We start from the raw sequence: 14,962 nt of genomic DNA, 5'->3' as shown, positions 1-14,962 counted from the left end.
GCAAATAGCACTCCTTTCGAATAGTGTCCGAGCTATTTTTAGAAAATATCTCTTTCTTAGAATATTAAGCTCACTTTTATCTGCCTGTGCGTTTGCCCTAATTTATATGAAAAACGCCTATGTAACAAACAAAAAAGCACTTGCTAAAATAGTCGCAAGTGCTCATACATTCATTTGTATTTATCGCTTAAGCCGCTGTGCGACTTGATGTGTATCAATGATTCGTTCATATATTTCAGGACCTTTTTTCATGCAAAGGTAAATAAATAATGTGTCAATTACGGCAAGTTGTGCAATACGGGCCGTCATGGTTGCCATGCGGATGTTGTGCTCTTCTTCTGAAATAGTTAATACGACATCTGCGACCCTTCTCGCAGGTGAGCGTCCATTTTGTGTAAGCAGAATGGACGACGTTCCTTTTTCAGAAGCAACGGTTAGCAAATCTAATATTTCCTTTGTTTTTCCCGACGTTGAAATCACAATAAGAACGTCTTCTTTTGTCATGTTAGCGGCCATCGTCATCTGTAGGTGAATATCTGCCGCTTGAAAAACAGGTAGGTTAATTCGCAGGAGTTTTTGTGCCAAATCATTTGCTACGATAAAAGATCCCCCTGCCCCATATATGTAAATACGGGGTGCTTTTAAAAGAAGGGCTACAGCACGTTCAATTTCTTCTAATGATAAAAGCTTTTGTGTGTTTTGCAGTGCTTGATTTGTTTTTACAAAAACTTTGTTCACAATATCCCCTAGGTTGTCCTCATGATTCAACGGTGAATCCCATTGTTCGCTAATCGGATTTGCAGACAAATCCTTCGTTAACTCGATTTTAAAATCGGTAAAACTATTAATTCCTGTTCGCTTGCAAAAACGAATAACCGCTGCTTCACTTGACTGACTAGCCTCCGCTAGCTGCTTAGTTGTCATTTCCACCACTTGATCCGGATGATCCAAAATATAACGAGCAATGAGCTGTTCCGATGCTGAGTAATGATCAAATTGATTACGAATAATTTTTCTCATGGGAGGTCCTTTCTAAAAAAAGATTGCAATGTATACACTTTCAATTTACTATGATTATAGTATGAAATGAAATATAAATTCAAATATGAAGATTTTTATATGAAATATTATTTTAGAATTTCTGTTAAAGGAGCTTGCAAATGAATATCAAATCACTTCTTACTGAAAAACGAAATCCAAATACAATAAATATTGATCAATCTTCATCACTTGACATCATTAAAATGATCAATGAAGAAGATCAAAGCGTCGCATTCACAGTACAAAAAATTCTTCCAACAATTGCTCGCGTCATTGACCGCATTGTCGATGGAGCGAAAAAAGGTGGACGTATTTTCTATATTGGTGCCGGAACGAGCGGTCGTTTAGGTATTCTTGATGCATCAGAATGTCCTCCTACTTACAGCACGAATCCAGATTTTGTTCAAGCTATTATTGCAGGTGGTGAGACGGCTATCCTCCATGCAGTTGAAGGAGCAGAAGATAATGTAGATCTAGGAGCCAATGAAATCGCAAAACGTGACGTAACCTCTCTTGATACTGTCATTGGGATTGCTGCAAGCGGCCGTACCCCATTTACAATTGGCGCCATGAAAGAAGCTACACAACGTGGTGCTTTTGTTGCATCCATTACTTGCTCTCCTCAGTCACCTATGCAGGAAATGGCAGAAGAAGCGATGGTAGCAGAAGTAGGGCCTGAGGTTGTAACGGGGTCAACACGAATGAAAGCTGGCACCGCACAGAAAATGATTTTAAATATGATCTCAACAGCTGTCATGATTCGCCTCGGCAAAGTCTATGAAAATTTAATGATTGATGTAAAACCATCGAATGAAAAACTGCAAATACGTGCGCAACATATTATACAAGACTTGACCGGCGCTCCGCTAGAGGTCGTCAAAGAAAAACTTGCTCAGTATCAATCGGTGAAGCTTTCCATCTTATCACTTCGTACCAACTTAGAAAATGACGAACTCATTAATTGGCTCGATGCTCATGATGGACATCTCAGACAAGCACTTGATGCTTTTCACAAAAATAACTCAGCCAGCTGACCTTCTCTTCTTTAGAGAAGGGTTTTTTTACTAGTTCTATCTTTTTTTCGACTACGTATAATTTTACTAGAGATTATTACTAGAAAGGTGGCAAAAGTTATGAATATAACTCCTTTTCCAGCCTTCACATGGTCACACGCTAGGCAACAATTGTTGACAGAATGCCCACGAAAATATGCGTATCACTATTATCTGTCACATAACGGGTGGCTGTCGGACTCGAATTCATTTCAAAAACAGTGCTATCGTTTAAAAAAGCTTGTCGATCTTCCCGCTTTCTTTGGGCAAGTTGTTCACGAAGTTGTGCATGATGCTATTAAAGAATTGGTACAGCACAATACTGTTCCTGACGTTGAAATGCTGTCACACCGAGCACGTTTGAAGCTTAGACAAGCCTTTTTGGATTCAACAACGCATGCCGAGTCCTGGTTTCATAAACCAAATCGGTACACAATGTTTTGGGAAATTTACCACGATGGTTATTTGCGAGAACAAGCTAGTAAACGTATTAATGAACGTCTTACACTCTGTTTTCGTCACCTCTTCTCTAGTGCTTCTTGGAAAGATGTCATGTCCTCTCATGTTAAGAATATTGGATATGATAATCCGTTTCGTTCCATTCGAGTCTTCAACACAAAAGTTTATGCACTAGTTGATCACATTTATAAAAAAGGCGACCGCTATGTGCTGGTTGATTGGACGACCGCTCATAATCAAAGTGATGATGTGAGACAGCTTTCTCTTCTCGCCTACCACGTTATGAAATCTTATCATGTACCCATTGATCGAATCGTCGTACGCCGTGAATATTTGTTGAAAGGCAGTGCTCATACGTATCATTTCACAGTAGCAGATATCAGAAGTGTAGAACAGTATATCGATGAAAGTATAAATAGAATGAGTGAATATCAAAAATGTCCTGAGAAGAACGAGCCGGTAGAAATAGAGAAATTCTCGAGAAATACGAGTTCTTTATGTGATCGTTGTCATTACAAAGAGCTATGTGAAGCGTCTACTTAATGAAGAGGAATTCGTTGAGCAGACGCTTTTATGTTGTCAATTTATATGAGATAGGTTTTTCCTTAACTACCTTTTTAAAACTTTATAATGATTATTTAGAACAATGTTTTCTTTGATTTTATTATTTCGCACTTTACTTTTTCTTTTTTTATCGTTATGATAGTGTTAGAACAAGCGTTCGTTTATCAGTGTAAGGAGTTGTATCTAATTGGCCGCTAAGAAAAGGACTAGTAAAAAAACGTCTACGCCCATCCTTTCAAACACGGGGTTTATTGGCGCTACGTTTGCTGATACGGAAGAATTAACAAAGCATGAGTACTACTTTCCACGTAAAAATTTACAGATCACTCATTATGTATTAGATGGTCTCCTTCAGGGGGTAAATCATGTGTTTAAAAATAATCATGTACCCGCCTACCTCTCTTGTGTTTATTTACATAAGTACAAAAAACTTGGCCTTGTTCTTTCTACGAGCCCTTTTGAAAAAACCGAAGGTACGGGTTATTTTATTAACTATCTAAAAGAAATTGGGCATATTTCATGGGAAGAAAAAACGCGTGAGTATGAAATACATAACACGTCCTTTATTGGGGTTGTATTTGCAGATCTCTCAAAGATTGAGCGCTTTACGTTTGAATTTGAGATGGAGCTCATTTCCAAGTTTATTAAGGAGCTTATCATCCCTGCAAAAGAGTTGTTTTTGCAGCACAATGTTAAGGCATACATATCCGGTGTAGAAAACACCGACCAGCACAAGGTAGGATTCGTTTTGTCCGTCAAACCATACGATGAGCGAAAAGAAGCAGAGCTATATTTTATTGAATATTTGAGAGAACGCGGATTTTATGAAGAGGACGATGATGAGGAAGAGCTTGTCCCAATTCATTCAAAATGGAATTTGTTTAAATAAGAAGAAGCTCAGTGCTTGAGCTTCTTCTTATTTTTATTAAGGTGTGACATCTGCCATACTTCAACATACAATAACTGTGTGACTTACAACTATCTTTTGTACGGAGGAGATAAAGAGATGGGAATGCCTATAATTCCACCTGAGGATTTGAACATAACGCGTGATCAGGCTATTAATATTATCCTTGCCTCAATTGGACTTGAAGAATTAGGGTTGGCGCACATTATTAATGCCGAAGGTGAAAAAATCCAGGCTGCAGTAGCTGCGTTCAATAATGGAACATTAGATTTTACCGGCCTTATTGCTACTAATACGAGCGTAAGTACATTACTTAAAAATGTGATTAAAAATGAGATGCTTTTGCAAACAAAACTTGAAAATGTTTTAACGATTCTTTGAAAACGTCTCACAACCAGATTAATTCTCACTAGAGGGCCAAGTGCTTATTGCATTTTGGCCCTTTCCCCTTTTATCATGAACCGTGGCATCTACATTTTCCGCCACCGTCACAATCGCACCTGCATGGTGGATGAACAGGATGTTCAGGAATCTTTAACACACTTTCTAATTTAAACAAGAGTACCATTTCTTTTTGGACAATCGTTCGAACCATACTTTCCACACTTTCATTTAGCACTAATAAATCGTGCACACAGCAGCAGTCATCTACCGCACTTTTAATCTTTTCTGCTTCCGCGTTTAAAATATGTGACAACGATATCTCCTCTAGCCCGATTGATGCTAACAGCAGGTTAATGACATCCGTTCGGTCTAACTTAATGTCAGGATTAATGTCTGGAATATTCGGCATAGACATGAAAGACTAACTCCTCTCTAACTCTTTTTATCATCTTATGTTTGGAGGTTTTGTACATATTCTCCTCTTCATGGACAAGGTCCATCACGATAAAATATCCGTTTAAATGGCATGATCACATCTTTTATTCAATAAAATAAAAGAAAGTGCGGACGAAGAGTACCCCCGAAAGAAAGGAGCTTTGGGTATGGATGATCTAACAGCTATTTTTGAAGCAAATATTCGAGATATAATCCATTCCTTGGATCAGCATCCATTAGAACATACGATTGAACAATTTATCGTATCATCCTTGCATCATGATGACGCTTTTTTATTTATGTTTAATGAAATTCTAAAAAAAGTGTCCTCTCTTTTATTGACGACTACGATTGAACAGACCGATATGATACGGATCATTCAATCTCTACATAACTTATTGCAACATTACATTACGCAGTGTCTTGTATTTACACAAAAATGGACGGCGCTAAAGCCAATTACGTATAAGAGGGCCTTACAATTAGTAGATCGTAAAAGTGAAGAGATGAATGGAAAAATTACGGTGATTCAGCAACAGGCGAAACAGCTAATCAATCATTACCATCTGCTGTTCAATGAAGAACCTCTGCGCTCTTATAAAGAAAATCAGTTGCTAAAAAAAATGATGGATCTCATCGATGAAAAAGTGTCCTACTATCGATTTCTGTTTCCGCTACCCTCCTATCCTCGAGAACCTAAAACAAAAGTTAAGCGAAATGAAGGCAACGTATCTGAGTACCGTGTTTCAGAACATCTTATGCCTCCTACTCCGTCACAGAAAAAACGAAAGCGGATTCCTAAACCAAAAGTCCATTTGCCTCGACCGGATTGGACAAAGGATTAGAATTTCGTAGTGAAATAGCCTAAAAAGTTAGGCATTTGTCCCTTTCTCTCCTCCCCTCACCTTCATATACTGCTAGAAAATGAGGTGGAGGAAAGAAAAAATGTGTCGTTGTTATAAAAATCGGTGCCACGGTTCTAGCCGTTGTAGCTGTAATCAGCCCAAAAAGAGATCGACGTGTGGTTGTCAAAAAAAGCGTCCTTGTCGCAGCATATGTGGCTGTTCGTGCACATGTCGGCACTATACAGCTTGTAGAAGTTCATCATAAGAAAAGCCAGCCCCTCGTTAGGGCTGGCTTTTCTTATGATAGCGTATAGCGTTTTGCTGTTCGAACTTCTACGGTTAATGATCCATTCTGTTTATCCATAATCGTTTTAATCAGTACAGGATAGTTGCGAGGGTTTTTAAATTTAAAATCTGGTCCTCCCCACGAAACCGTTGCATCACGGCCTTTTGGTACATATCCTACTTGCTTAGAGTGGTTTGTACGTGTAACCACTTCGAGACCTGCTAGATCAATCGCATTAAAGAGCGTAGAGGATGTTTGACAAATTCCTCCGCCAATTCCCATTGTCAGCTCTTTATTTACGATTTCGTGAGCTGGTTGATAGCCTCTTGCTGCGGTTCTCTCTCCTACTGTTTCATTGTAAGAGAACGTATCTCCAGGCCCTAAAATGATGTTGTTAATTGCAAGTGCTGATAGCTCGACATTACGATTACGTCCTGTATCATGTACGTTAAATCCTGTTTTATAGGAACCAATCACAACTTCATTAATACCTTTTGCCGTTTCTAACGTGACGTTAGGCTCGGTTTCTTCAATAGGTACTTGAATATTACGTGAATAGATGTGAAGGTCTTTTAATCGCGACACTAGCTCTTTTTCCTTCAGAACAACTCGTTTATGCCCACCAACTAAATTTCCATTTGCGTCCATCTTTGCGTTTTCCATCGGCGTATCATACTTATCAGCCAAATCGCTTGCTAAATGCTTGATGGTATCTTCATATGTACTTTTATCATCAAAATGAACGGGCTGAAACGTGCGAATCGTTTCCCCAGTACGAGCATCAATTAAATTAAAGGTGAAGTTTTCAGGCTTCAATTCTTTGTAGTGTGAAGCAGGTTGTTTTTCTGCAGCCATAGCAATACCACTTACAGGTTTACTAGAGTGCTTGGAGTTTGACTGCTCATAAATAGTGTATCCCAAATACGACCCAGCGCCGACAACTGCCACTAATAAAACACTCATTATTTTTTTCATATGTTCCCCCTTATACAATTGAAAAGCGTTTCTTATTTCCATTTTTACTTTTCAATTCTTCTATTATAAAAAATTACCATTCATTCGTCTACATTCTATAGGGAATTTTTAATAAGTACAAAGAAGGATTTTTGTTCTATTAAAAGGACTTCGTTCACTTGTCTTTTGACCTATGTATTTTTCCCTACACCACTCCTTTTACCTATTTTCTTACAAATAAACCTATTTATGAGCAGAAATGAGCCTGACGAAGACAATCAGAGAATGATATAATAGATGGTAACCGCTTAACTTTTGAATCATTAAAGGAGGATTAGTTTTTTGCATCTGCCTAATAACGAAGACATTAAAGCGCAAATTGAGCATCTTGATCAAGTAAAGGATGCTCTGTTAAAATATCGAAACCAATTTATTGAAGAACGTTACAACGATTGGCCCTATCACTTTACACCTACAAAGGACGCGATCTTAAAGATTATTTACGACAGGAAGTCATGCGTCATTAATGAGATTACAAAAAGTCTCTCACTATCCCCAGGAGCCATTACGCTTGTCCTAAATCAGCTAGAAGAAGAAGCGCTCATTGTTCGTATTCGTAAGCCAAATAATCGTCGAAGCGTGTGGGTAGAGCTTACGGATAAAGGACGTATCGTTGTAGAAGCCATTAACGAGACCCGCCTTTCGTTTTGGGGAAACTTACTTGGTAATTTGTCAGAAGAAGAACAAAACGAGTATTTCCGGTTGATGAAAAAAATGCAAGAGGGTCTTCAAAAGATCTAAAAAAAAGACGACCGCAGTCGTCTTTTTTTTATGCATGAGCCAGATCGCGCTCGCGAATAGCCTCTTCTTTAATCGTACGCTTCACAATTTTACCGACGCTGTTCTTCGGTAAATCTTCTTTAAACGTTACGCTTGGTACTTTATATGCTGCGAGCTTTTGCTTACAGTGCTCTACAATTTGTTGCTCGGTTAAGGAAGATCCCTGTTTTTTCACTACAAACGCAGCCGGAACTTCTCCCCAGAATTGATCTGGCAAGCCAATTAATGCTACCTCTAACACATCATCAAACTCGCGGATCACTTCTTCCACTTGGTCAGGATAAATGTTGTCTCCCCCGTATACGACTACGTCTTTATAACGGCCTTCGATGTAAATGAACCCATCTTCATCTACACGTCCTGCATCACCCATCGCAAGCCAGCCGTCTTGAAGAACGTTGTTCGTTGCCTCTTCGTTTTTCCAATATCCTTTGAAGATGTATGGACTGCGAACCATAATCTCACCAATTTTACCTGTTGGAAGCTCTTCTCTTGTCTCAGGGTCTACTACTTTCACCTCTACGCCTTGTACTGGTTTACCAGCAGACGAGATTTTCTTCCATCCCATGTCAGGATGCCAAACGCTAATAATCCATGCCTCTGTGCTACCGTAACCTTGCGCTAGCGTCATCCCTTGTGCATCGAATTGCTCGATTAGTGTTTCCGGAACTTTTGTCCCACCTGATAATCCAAGCTTAAACGAAATATCACGTGGATTTTTTTCTAGCTCCTCCATCATGTACGTGAAAGCTGGTGGTAACGCAAGCATCACTTTAATATTTTCATGCTCGACGATTTCCCAAATTTTCGCTGGATCTGTCTCTTTCGTACATACCATTGTTAAACCAGATGAAATGCACTGAACCAATGCGCTTATTGTGCTCATATGGAAGAAAGGATGTGCGACTAAATATCTCATATCTTCTTGAATTTCAACGTCTTCATTTAAAGACGTACTTAAGAACCCAGCAATTGCTCCGTGCGCTAGCATACAGCCTTTTGCGTTGCCTGTTGTACCTGATGTAAACATCATAAAGGCGATATCTTCTGGTGTTACATCGTAATCTAACGTTGGATCTTCTGTCGGCTGATCAGCGAACTGCTTTGTAAACGCTGCTCCCTTTTCTACTTGAATCGTTTGAGAAATGTTCGTTCCCTCTTTTGCTTCTTCTAATATACAAGCAAAGTCATCATGATAAAGAACAGCTGTTAAATCACCGCTTTTTAAAATGCTGTTTAGCTCATATGCCGTCATTCCTGTACTAATTGGAACAACAATCGCACCAATTTTTAACGCAGACATAATGATTACAGGATAAGCAATGCTTGTCTGACACAGGATCCCGACACGATCGCCTTTTTTGATTCCTCTTTTGATTAATTCATGTGCCCCCTGATTGATGCGTTCGTTATACATACTATATGAATAGATTTCGTTTCCTTCTACCAATGCCTCTTTAGCCGGAGATTTCGCTGTACGTGCTGTGACTAAATGTTGTAATGTGTTCATACTAATTCTCCTTTGTTTGTTTTAATTGATTTGTTAATCGAATGTTTTATCGACTAAAGTATATTAACAAAAATGATTTTGCTGTTAAAGGGAATTAATTCCTATATGAAAACACAGCATTCAAAAGGTCTAGATGACACAGATTCCGGCTCCATTCCCTGGGGCTGAGTGTAGTAATCGCTTACAATTATCCTTTCTTACGTTTAGTGAATCCCATACGTAAGTTCTCTATTACTACCACTATTTAACACAAACATAGGTCTATTGATTTCCACTAAATACAAGTGTCTTTTTATTATTTATTATTTAGCACATGGTTTAAGTAAAAATAAAATTACAGAAAAAAGCCGCCAAAGTTGGCGGCTTTTTTCTGTAATGCTTACGCTTGGTAGTGTTTTACGTCTAATGGTGCTGCTAAAAATTCTTTTGCGCTTCCAGCGAATTTTTGGAAATGTGCTGATGTATTATGAGCTTCAATTGCAGCTTGATCTTTCCACTCTTCTAACATAACAAATTCATTTTCATTTTCAACTTTTGTTGTTAACGTGTAGCTGATGTTTCCTTCTTCTTTACGAGAAGCTTCAATTACTTCTGTTACGTTTTTAATGAATTCTTCACGTTTTTCTGGTCTAACTGTCATGTATGCTTGAATTGCGATCATAGTCAATTCCTCCAAATGTAGTAATTATTTAACGATCTTTATTTAGAATGATCATCAACGATATAAAAGATACCACGCTTTTTAGGCTTGTACAATTTATTTGCTCAAACTATTTTATAATCAAATAATTTAATTTAAAGATATTCAGTTGTTCGTTAATTCTAAAAAATGAGCTAGTATCCTAGCCGTTAACCCCCATATTACGCGATCTTCGTAATAATAGAAGTACTCCTCCATATGACGCGCCTGCCATTCGTAATCTTCCCCACCGATAATATGGTGGAACGGAAAATCTTTCCCTGGTTCTACTTTGAACGTCACGTTATGAATATCTGGCTTCTGCTCCTTAAAATAGGATAGGGGAACTGTAAAAATTTCGCCTACCTCAGATGCGTTAGGCTTTAACGGGACGTCTTTAATCACGCCTACAAATGGATGAATCACCGTTCCAAATGGAGAGACCATATAGTCAAGCGGTGCTGTAGCTATAACTGCTGATGCGTCGATTCCTAGCTCCTCAGTCGTTTCACGAACAGCCGTATATGCTTCATTAGGATCTTCCTTCTCCACTCGTCCACCAGGGAAACATATTTCACCAGGCTGCCTTCTTAAGTCAGCAGACCGTACTTCAAATAAAACATGTAGCTCCCCCTCTTTTTCGATGAGCGGAACTAAAATCGCAAATTGGGAAAATTGATTAATTCCAAGTATGGTAGGTGTTCGCTTATTTATTTTGTCTAGCAGTGCTTTTACGTCCATTTCATCAGCTCACTCTCTATTTCCTTATACGTGTATATTACTATATTGCTTCCCCTTTTTTATACCATGAACACTTTCCTTTTGGAATAAGTGGGACCATCTATGATTCATAAGTGAAAAAAGAACTCCTTTCCTCGGAGTTCTACAAACCAATTTTCACCCAAAGCTTTTCATTTTTAATTTCCATATGCTGAATGTTACCAACAGGAACATATTTGATCTTATCAAGCTGATTTAAATCGAGTTTTACATGTCCCTCTTCATACGAAAGTAGAGGCGGCTTATTCAGCGCTTTACTCCGAATCCAATCTTGATTTAAAGGCTTCATTTCTTTTAACGCAAAGTAAATCGTGCGCTTCTCCGTTTTCACTGGCTCGAGAGTAAGTTGAAACGGAATTTTGAGCAACATTTTTTTCGCTGTTCCTTTAATTACTAGATTTTCATCTTCAAAAGTTAATTGAAAATCCCGAATCTCGTTTGGATCGAGCTGCTTGGAAATCATTTTTGTGAGTAAATCCGCTGTGATTGGAATTGGAACCCCAGCTCTTTCTACCTTCTCTTTCGCCTTTGAAAGAAGGTTATTTTCTTTTTGTAGGAAGTTCGTAATTTTATCATTTGCCTTTTCGAACAAACCTTTCATGTTGCACTCTCCTCCCCGACTTTTGCCTATATTGTTGTATAAACATATGCAGGAGAAGTGCACTTCGTTCCTCTAATCGCGATTAAGTAATGGGTCCTTCCCGTCAAACGATGGAAAAAGCTGTGGGTGTATAAGCGGCGCAAGCTTTTTAAGTCCGATAAGCAAACGCGGAGAAGGTCTACAATAATATTCCTCTTCTAACACATGTACGTTTTGCTGTTGCATCGCCTTTATACTTAACCACCCTTCCCTCTTTTTTAAAAGAGATGGCTTCATTTTTTTCGTCTGTACCCCGACCCACGCCATACAGATGTGATCAGGATTTTTTTTCCTCACCGTTTCCCAATCCGTTTGAATATTTGCCTGCTCAACGTCAGAAAAGCTATTTCTTCCTCCGACTAATTCACTTATTTCCGTCAGCCAGTTAGTGCCTCCAGGTGTAAAGACGGGCTTTGGCCACCACTCCCAATATAACGAAGGCTTTTGTTTAATTGAGTTTGTAATGATTTTATATTGATGTATGTATGTTAAAAAATGTTGGGAGAGTTCTTCTCCTTTGTCTTCCTGTCCAATTGCCTTTCCAACAGTACGCAGATCTTTGGCAATATCCGCTAGAGATTGCGGGTTCAAAGTGATAAACGGAAGCCCTCTTTTAGCTAATTCCTCCACGTTTCGCTCCATGCCTGGCACGCTCAGCGATGATAAAATGAGGTCTGGGCTTAACTCTTCTACAGCATCTATATTAATCGACAAATCTGGACCGAGTCGCTTGCAGTGATCTAAATTTGGCCAATCGGAATAATCATCTACTCCGATCACATCATCAATTACCCCTAAATAAGCTAAAAGCTCGGTATTACTTGGACATAGTGAGATAATACGCATCGTTTCACTCCTTTCTTCTTTATAGTATTCTTTTGAAATTGACATTCTCCTACCTTCAATCTTAAAGCATGCTTCTTTTCCCAATAAAATTCTGTTTGGTTGGGTTAGTGGCTATGTCTCTAAGCATTAAGCATACATAGAATATGAAGAGGTTTTTTTCCTTTCTATCTTTTATTGTAATGGAGGTTAAACGTTGTCTATTAACAATTTAATTGTGAATAGTAGCTTTGAAACCGGTAACCTATCATCATGGGTTTCGCTCAATACTACTATTAACGGATTCTATTCACATACAGGCTTTTTTTCAGCTGAGTTTCAGGGTGGACTAGCAAATGCTTTTATTTATCAATTTGTTCCTATTACTACTAATCAACGATTTGAACTAATCGTATCCTTCGCTAAGTTAGGAACAAACCCTGCACCTGGTGTCACTATACAAGTTAGCTACTATGATGCCGCATTTAATTTTCTTTCCTACGGACTGATTGAAAACTTAGGAACGACTCGTATACCTGATGTATTGATAAACAGTACATGGATTGAAGCATACCGCAATACACTAGCCCCTGTTCCTGCTGGTGCTACGCAGGCGTTAATTCTTATTAATAAATCTCCTGCTGATAATACATCGGGTTTATTAATTGATGATGTTGAACTACTCGCTTCATTGGATGGTGGCATAGTAGGCCCTACCGGAGCGACCGGGCCTACTGGGGCGACCGGGCCTACTGGCGCGACCGGGCCTACTGGTGTGACTGGACCTACTGGTGCTACTGGACCTACCGGCGCTACTGGACCTACTGGTGTCACTGGACCTACTGGCGCGACCGGGCCTACTGGTGTGACTGGACCTACTGGTGCTACTGGACCTACTGGCGTTACTGGACCTACTGGGGCAACCGGACCTACTGGTGCTACTGGACCTACTGGCGTTACTGGACCTACTGGGGCAACCGGACCTACTGGCGTTACTGGACCTACTGGCGTTACCGGACCTACCGGCGTTACTGGACCTACTGGTGCTACGGGACCTACTGGCGTTACTGGACCTACTGGTGTCACTGGACCTACTGGCGCGACCGGGCCTACTGGTGTGACTGGACCTACTGGTGCTACGGGACCTACTGGTGTGACTGGACCTACTGGTGCTACGGGACCTACTGGCGTTACTGGACCTACTGGTGTCACTGGACCTACTGGCGCGACCGGGCCTACTGGTGTGACTGGACCTACTGGTGCTACGGGGCCTACTGGTGCTACGGGGCCTACTGGTGCTACGGGACCTACTGGCGCGACCGGGCCTACTGGTGCTACGGGGCCTACTGGTGCTACGGGACCTACTGGCGCGACCGGGCCTACTGGTGCTACGGGGCCTACTGGTGCTACGGGACCTACTGGTGCTACGGGGCCTACTGGTGCTACGGGGCCTACTGGTGTGACCGGGCCTACTGGTGCGACCGGGCCTACTGGAGCCACTGGACCTACCGGGGCGACCGGACCTACTGGCGTTACTGGACCTCTTATTATTCAAGCTATCGGTCCCAATGTAAACTCTCAATTTAGTGAACTAAGAACTTCAGAGAAAACGCCAATTATTGAATTGACCTCTGTGTACGGCATTTCTAATCTTAGGGATATTCCAACAACAGTAGCGGGTGGGACAGTTACTAGTACGGGAACTGAATATCAATTGACTACCGCTACTGGAGGTACTGATGCTGCCACATTGGATAGTGCTGAAAGAGGACGATACGAGCCAGGATATGCAGCGGAGGCTGGTATTGCGGTAAGACTCCCTTCGCTACCAACGGGAGCACAGGTTGCACAATGGGGATTATTTGATGATCAAAATGGTGCTTTCTTTGGTGTTAACGGTACGAACACTTTTGTGGCTGTTCGAAGATCGGGAGCTACTACTACAGTTCCACAAGCTAGCTGGAATGTTGATCCTCTTAATGGAAGTGGTCCAAGCGGAGCAACCTTAGATCTGACAAAGGGAAATATCTTTCTCGTTGTCTTTACTTGGTATGGTTATGGGGTCATTGAGTATCGTGTTGTATTACCTAATCCTGTTACCCTAGCTCAAGAAGTCGTAACCGTTCATCGTATCTCTCCTTCAGGTCAAACAAGTTTTGCGGACCCTAATTTGCCGCTACGAGCGCAAATTTTAAATAATGGCTCTACAACCGCAAGAAGCTTATTGGTTGGAGGTAGACAATATAGTATTATTGGACGTTACAATCCTATATTTCGTATCACATCAGAAAGAAGACAGTTAACTGTCCCAACAGCCTTAACACCTATTATTTCTTTTCAACGAAAAGCCGTATTTCCCGCTGGATCAGGTAGGTCAAACTCAGTAAGTATTAAATTAGAAGGAGTCGACCTCGTCTCATCACAAGATATCTACTTTCAAGTCGTTGTGGGAGGGACTGCAACAGGTGGAGCATATGTTAATTTCCCAACAGCTACTACCAATATTCCTACTAGCGAAACAGCGCTAACTGTAAATAGTACGCTCACAGGTTTCTCAGGTGGGCAAGTTGTTTATCAAGGCTTAGCAACAGGTGCTGGCGGTTCTAACCGAGTCAGAGCGACAGCCATTCTTTTGGACTTCGTACTTCCAACAGATGAGATCTTTACGCTAGTAGCAGGAAGTTTAACCGGCGCTTCGAGCTCCGTAACCGCTGCATTTCGAGTTACTGAAGAATGGTAAAATCGACACACTACACGAGTTAAA

General features: G+C 40.4%; 15 protein-coding genes. 7 read left to right on the top strand and 8 right to left on the bottom strand.

All coding sequences use genetic code 11. From position 1 onward, the window contains the following. Positions 1-180: 180 nt before the first annotated feature. Positions 181-1,020, bottom strand: coding sequence for a MurR/RpiR family transcriptional regulator (locus tag IE339_RS09560; RefSeq protein ID WP_242175601.1), 840 nt, complete (start codon positions 1,018-1,020; stop codon positions 181-183). Between the two features lie 140 nt (positions 1,021-1,160). Here IE339_RS09560 and murQ point away from each other — a divergent pair, with 140 nt between their 5' ends. The 4 genes from murQ (at position 1,161) to IE339_RS09540 (ending at position 4,404) form a co-directional block, all read left to right on the top strand. Continuing rightward, positions 1,161-2,075 carry an N-acetylmuramic acid 6-phosphate etherase gene (gene murQ / locus IE339_RS09555; RefSeq protein WP_242175600.1) on the top strand — a complete coding sequence of 305 codons (915 nt, stop codon included), beginning with the start codon at positions 1,161-1,163 and terminating at the stop codon, positions 2,073-2,075. Positions 2,076-2,174: 99 nt separating this feature from the next. Beyond that, complete coding sequence (locus IE339_RS09550; RefSeq protein ID WP_242175599.1) at positions 2,175-3,095, top strand: PD-(D/E)XK nuclease family protein; 921 nt, start codon at positions 2,175-2,177, stop codon at positions 3,093-3,095. A gap of 208 nt (positions 3,096-3,303) precedes the next feature. Then, complete coding sequence (locus tag IE339_RS09545) at positions 3,304-4,005, top strand: hypothetical protein (protein ID WP_242175598.1); 702 nt, start codon at positions 3,304-3,306, stop codon at positions 4,003-4,005. Between the two features lie 117 nt (positions 4,006-4,122). After that, positions 4,123-4,404: an alpha-helical endospore appendage domain-containing protein gene (locus tag IE339_RS09540; RefSeq protein ID WP_242175597.1), complete on the top strand. Its 282-nt coding sequence runs from the start codon at positions 4,123-4,125 to the stop codon at positions 4,402-4,404. Positions 4,405-4,477: 73 nt separating this feature from the next. Here IE339_RS09540 and IE339_RS09535 read toward each other — a convergent pair whose 3' ends face one another. Next, positions 4,478-4,822: an alpha-helical endospore appendage domain-containing protein gene (locus tag IE339_RS09535; RefSeq protein WP_242175596.1), complete on the bottom strand. Its 345-nt coding sequence runs from the start codon at positions 4,820-4,822 to the stop codon at positions 4,478-4,480. 187 nt (positions 4,823-5,009) lie between these two features. Here IE339_RS09535 and IE339_RS09530 point away from each other — a divergent pair, with 187 nt between their 5' ends. After that, on the top strand, positions 5,010-5,687 hold the full coding sequence (locus IE339_RS09530; RefSeq protein ID WP_242175595.1) for a hypothetical protein: 678 nt from the start codon (positions 5,010-5,012) through the stop codon (positions 5,685-5,687). Between the two features lie 298 nt (positions 5,688-5,985). Here the strand turns inward: IE339_RS09530 and IE339_RS09525 are convergent, their stop codons facing one another. Beyond that, complete coding sequence (locus IE339_RS09525; protein ID WP_242175594.1) at positions 5,986-6,948, bottom strand: VanW family protein; 963 nt, start codon at positions 6,946-6,948, stop codon at positions 5,986-5,988. 321 nt (positions 6,949-7,269) lie between these two features. Here IE339_RS09525 and IE339_RS09520 point away from each other — a divergent pair, with 321 nt between their 5' ends. Next, positions 7,270-7,728, top strand: a complete 459-nt coding sequence (locus IE339_RS09520; RefSeq protein ID WP_242175593.1) for a MarR family winged helix-turn-helix transcriptional regulator — start codon at positions 7,270-7,272, stop codon at positions 7,726-7,728. A gap of 28 nt (positions 7,729-7,756) precedes the next feature. Here the strand turns inward: IE339_RS09520 and IE339_RS09515 are convergent, their stop codons facing one another. The 5 genes from IE339_RS09515 to IE339_RS09495 all read right to left on the bottom strand — a co-directional run bounded on the left by IE339_RS09515 (position 7,757) and on the right by IE339_RS09495 (position 12,222). Next, positions 7,757-9,277, bottom strand: coding sequence for a class I adenylate-forming enzyme family protein (locus tag IE339_RS09515; protein WP_242175592.1), 1,521 nt, complete (start codon positions 9,275-9,277; stop codon positions 7,757-7,759). A 379-nt stretch (positions 9,278-9,656) separates the two neighbouring features. Next, complete coding sequence (locus IE339_RS09510; protein ID WP_242175591.1) at positions 9,657-9,938, bottom strand: putative quinol monooxygenase; 282 nt, start codon at positions 9,936-9,938, stop codon at positions 9,657-9,659. A gap of 144 nt (positions 9,939-10,082) precedes the next feature. Continuing rightward, positions 10,083-10,697, bottom strand: coding sequence for an NUDIX hydrolase (locus IE339_RS09505; RefSeq protein WP_242175590.1), 615 nt, complete (start codon positions 10,695-10,697; stop codon positions 10,083-10,085). A 142-nt stretch (positions 10,698-10,839) separates the two neighbouring features. After that, positions 10,840-11,337 (bottom strand): hypothetical protein, encoded by a 498-nt coding sequence (locus tag IE339_RS09500; protein ID WP_242175589.1) that lies wholly within the window; start codon positions 11,335-11,337, stop codon positions 10,840-10,842. Between the two features lie 72 nt (positions 11,338-11,409). Then, on the bottom strand, positions 11,410-12,222 hold the full coding sequence (locus IE339_RS09495) for a cobalamin-binding protein (protein WP_242176152.1): 813 nt from the start codon (positions 12,220-12,222) through the stop codon (positions 11,410-11,412). Positions 12,223-12,415: 193 nt separating this feature from the next. Here IE339_RS09495 and IE339_RS09490 point away from each other — a divergent pair, with 193 nt between their 5' ends. Next, a complete protein-coding gene (locus IE339_RS09490) occupies positions 12,416-14,938 on the top strand; it encodes an NTTRR-F1 domain (protein WP_242175587.1) in 2,523 nt (840 codons plus the stop codon). Positions 14,939-14,962 lie beyond the last annotated feature (24 nt).

It is taken from the genome of Priestia koreensis, from assembly GCF_022646885.1.
Taxonomy (GTDB): domain Bacteria; phylum Bacillota; class Bacilli; order Bacillales; family Bacillaceae_H; genus Bacillus_AG; species Bacillus_AG koreensis_A.
The sequence above is the reverse complement of the archived record's forward strand: the minus strand, read 5'-3'. Positions and strand labels throughout refer to the sequence as shown.

What these genes read in the sequence shown, in the direction of transcription:
- IE339_RS09560 (WP_242175601.1), bottom strand. Translation starts at nt 1,020, where the DNA reads ATGAGAAAAATTATTCGTAATCAATTTGATCATTACTCAGCATCGGAA.
- murQ (WP_242175600.1), top strand. Translation starts at nt 1,161, where the DNA reads ATGAATATCAAATCACTTCTTACTGAAAAACGAAATCCAAATACAATA.
- IE339_RS09550 (WP_242175599.1), top strand. Translation starts at nt 2,175, where the DNA reads ATGAATATAACTCCTTTTCCAGCCTTCACATGGTCACACGCTAGGCAA.
- IE339_RS09540 (WP_242175597.1), top strand. Translation starts at nt 4,123, where the DNA reads ATGGGAATGCCTATAATTCCACCTGAGGATTTGAACATAACGCGTGAT.
- IE339_RS09535 (WP_242175596.1), bottom strand. Translation starts at nt 4,822, where the DNA reads ATGTCTATGCCGAATATTCCAGACATTAATCCTGACATTAAGTTAGAC.
- IE339_RS09530 (WP_242175595.1), top strand. Translation starts at nt 5,010, where the DNA reads ATGGATGATCTAACAGCTATTTTTGAAGCAAATATTCGAGATATAATC.
- IE339_RS09525 (WP_242175594.1), bottom strand. Translation starts at nt 6,948, where the DNA reads ATGAAAAAAATAATGAGTGTTTTATTAGTGGCAGTTGTCGGCGCTGGG.
- IE339_RS09515 (WP_242175592.1), bottom strand. Translation starts at nt 9,277, where the DNA reads ATGAACACATTACAACATTTAGTCACAGCACGTACAGCGAAATCTCCG.
- IE339_RS09510 (WP_242175591.1), bottom strand. Translation starts at nt 9,938, where the DNA reads ATGATCGCAATTCAAGCATACATGACAGTTAGACCAGAAAAACGTGAA.
- IE339_RS09505 (WP_242175590.1), bottom strand. Translation starts at nt 10,697, where the DNA reads ATGGACGTAAAAGCACTGCTAGACAAAATAAATAAGCGAACACCTACC.
- IE339_RS09500 (WP_242175589.1), bottom strand. Translation starts at nt 11,337, where the DNA reads ATGAAAGGTTTGTTCGAAAAGGCAAATGATAAAATTACGAACTTCCTA.
- IE339_RS09495 (WP_242176152.1), bottom strand. Translation starts at nt 12,222, where the DNA reads ATGCGTATTATCTCACTATGTCCAAGTAATACCGAGCTTTTAGCTTAT.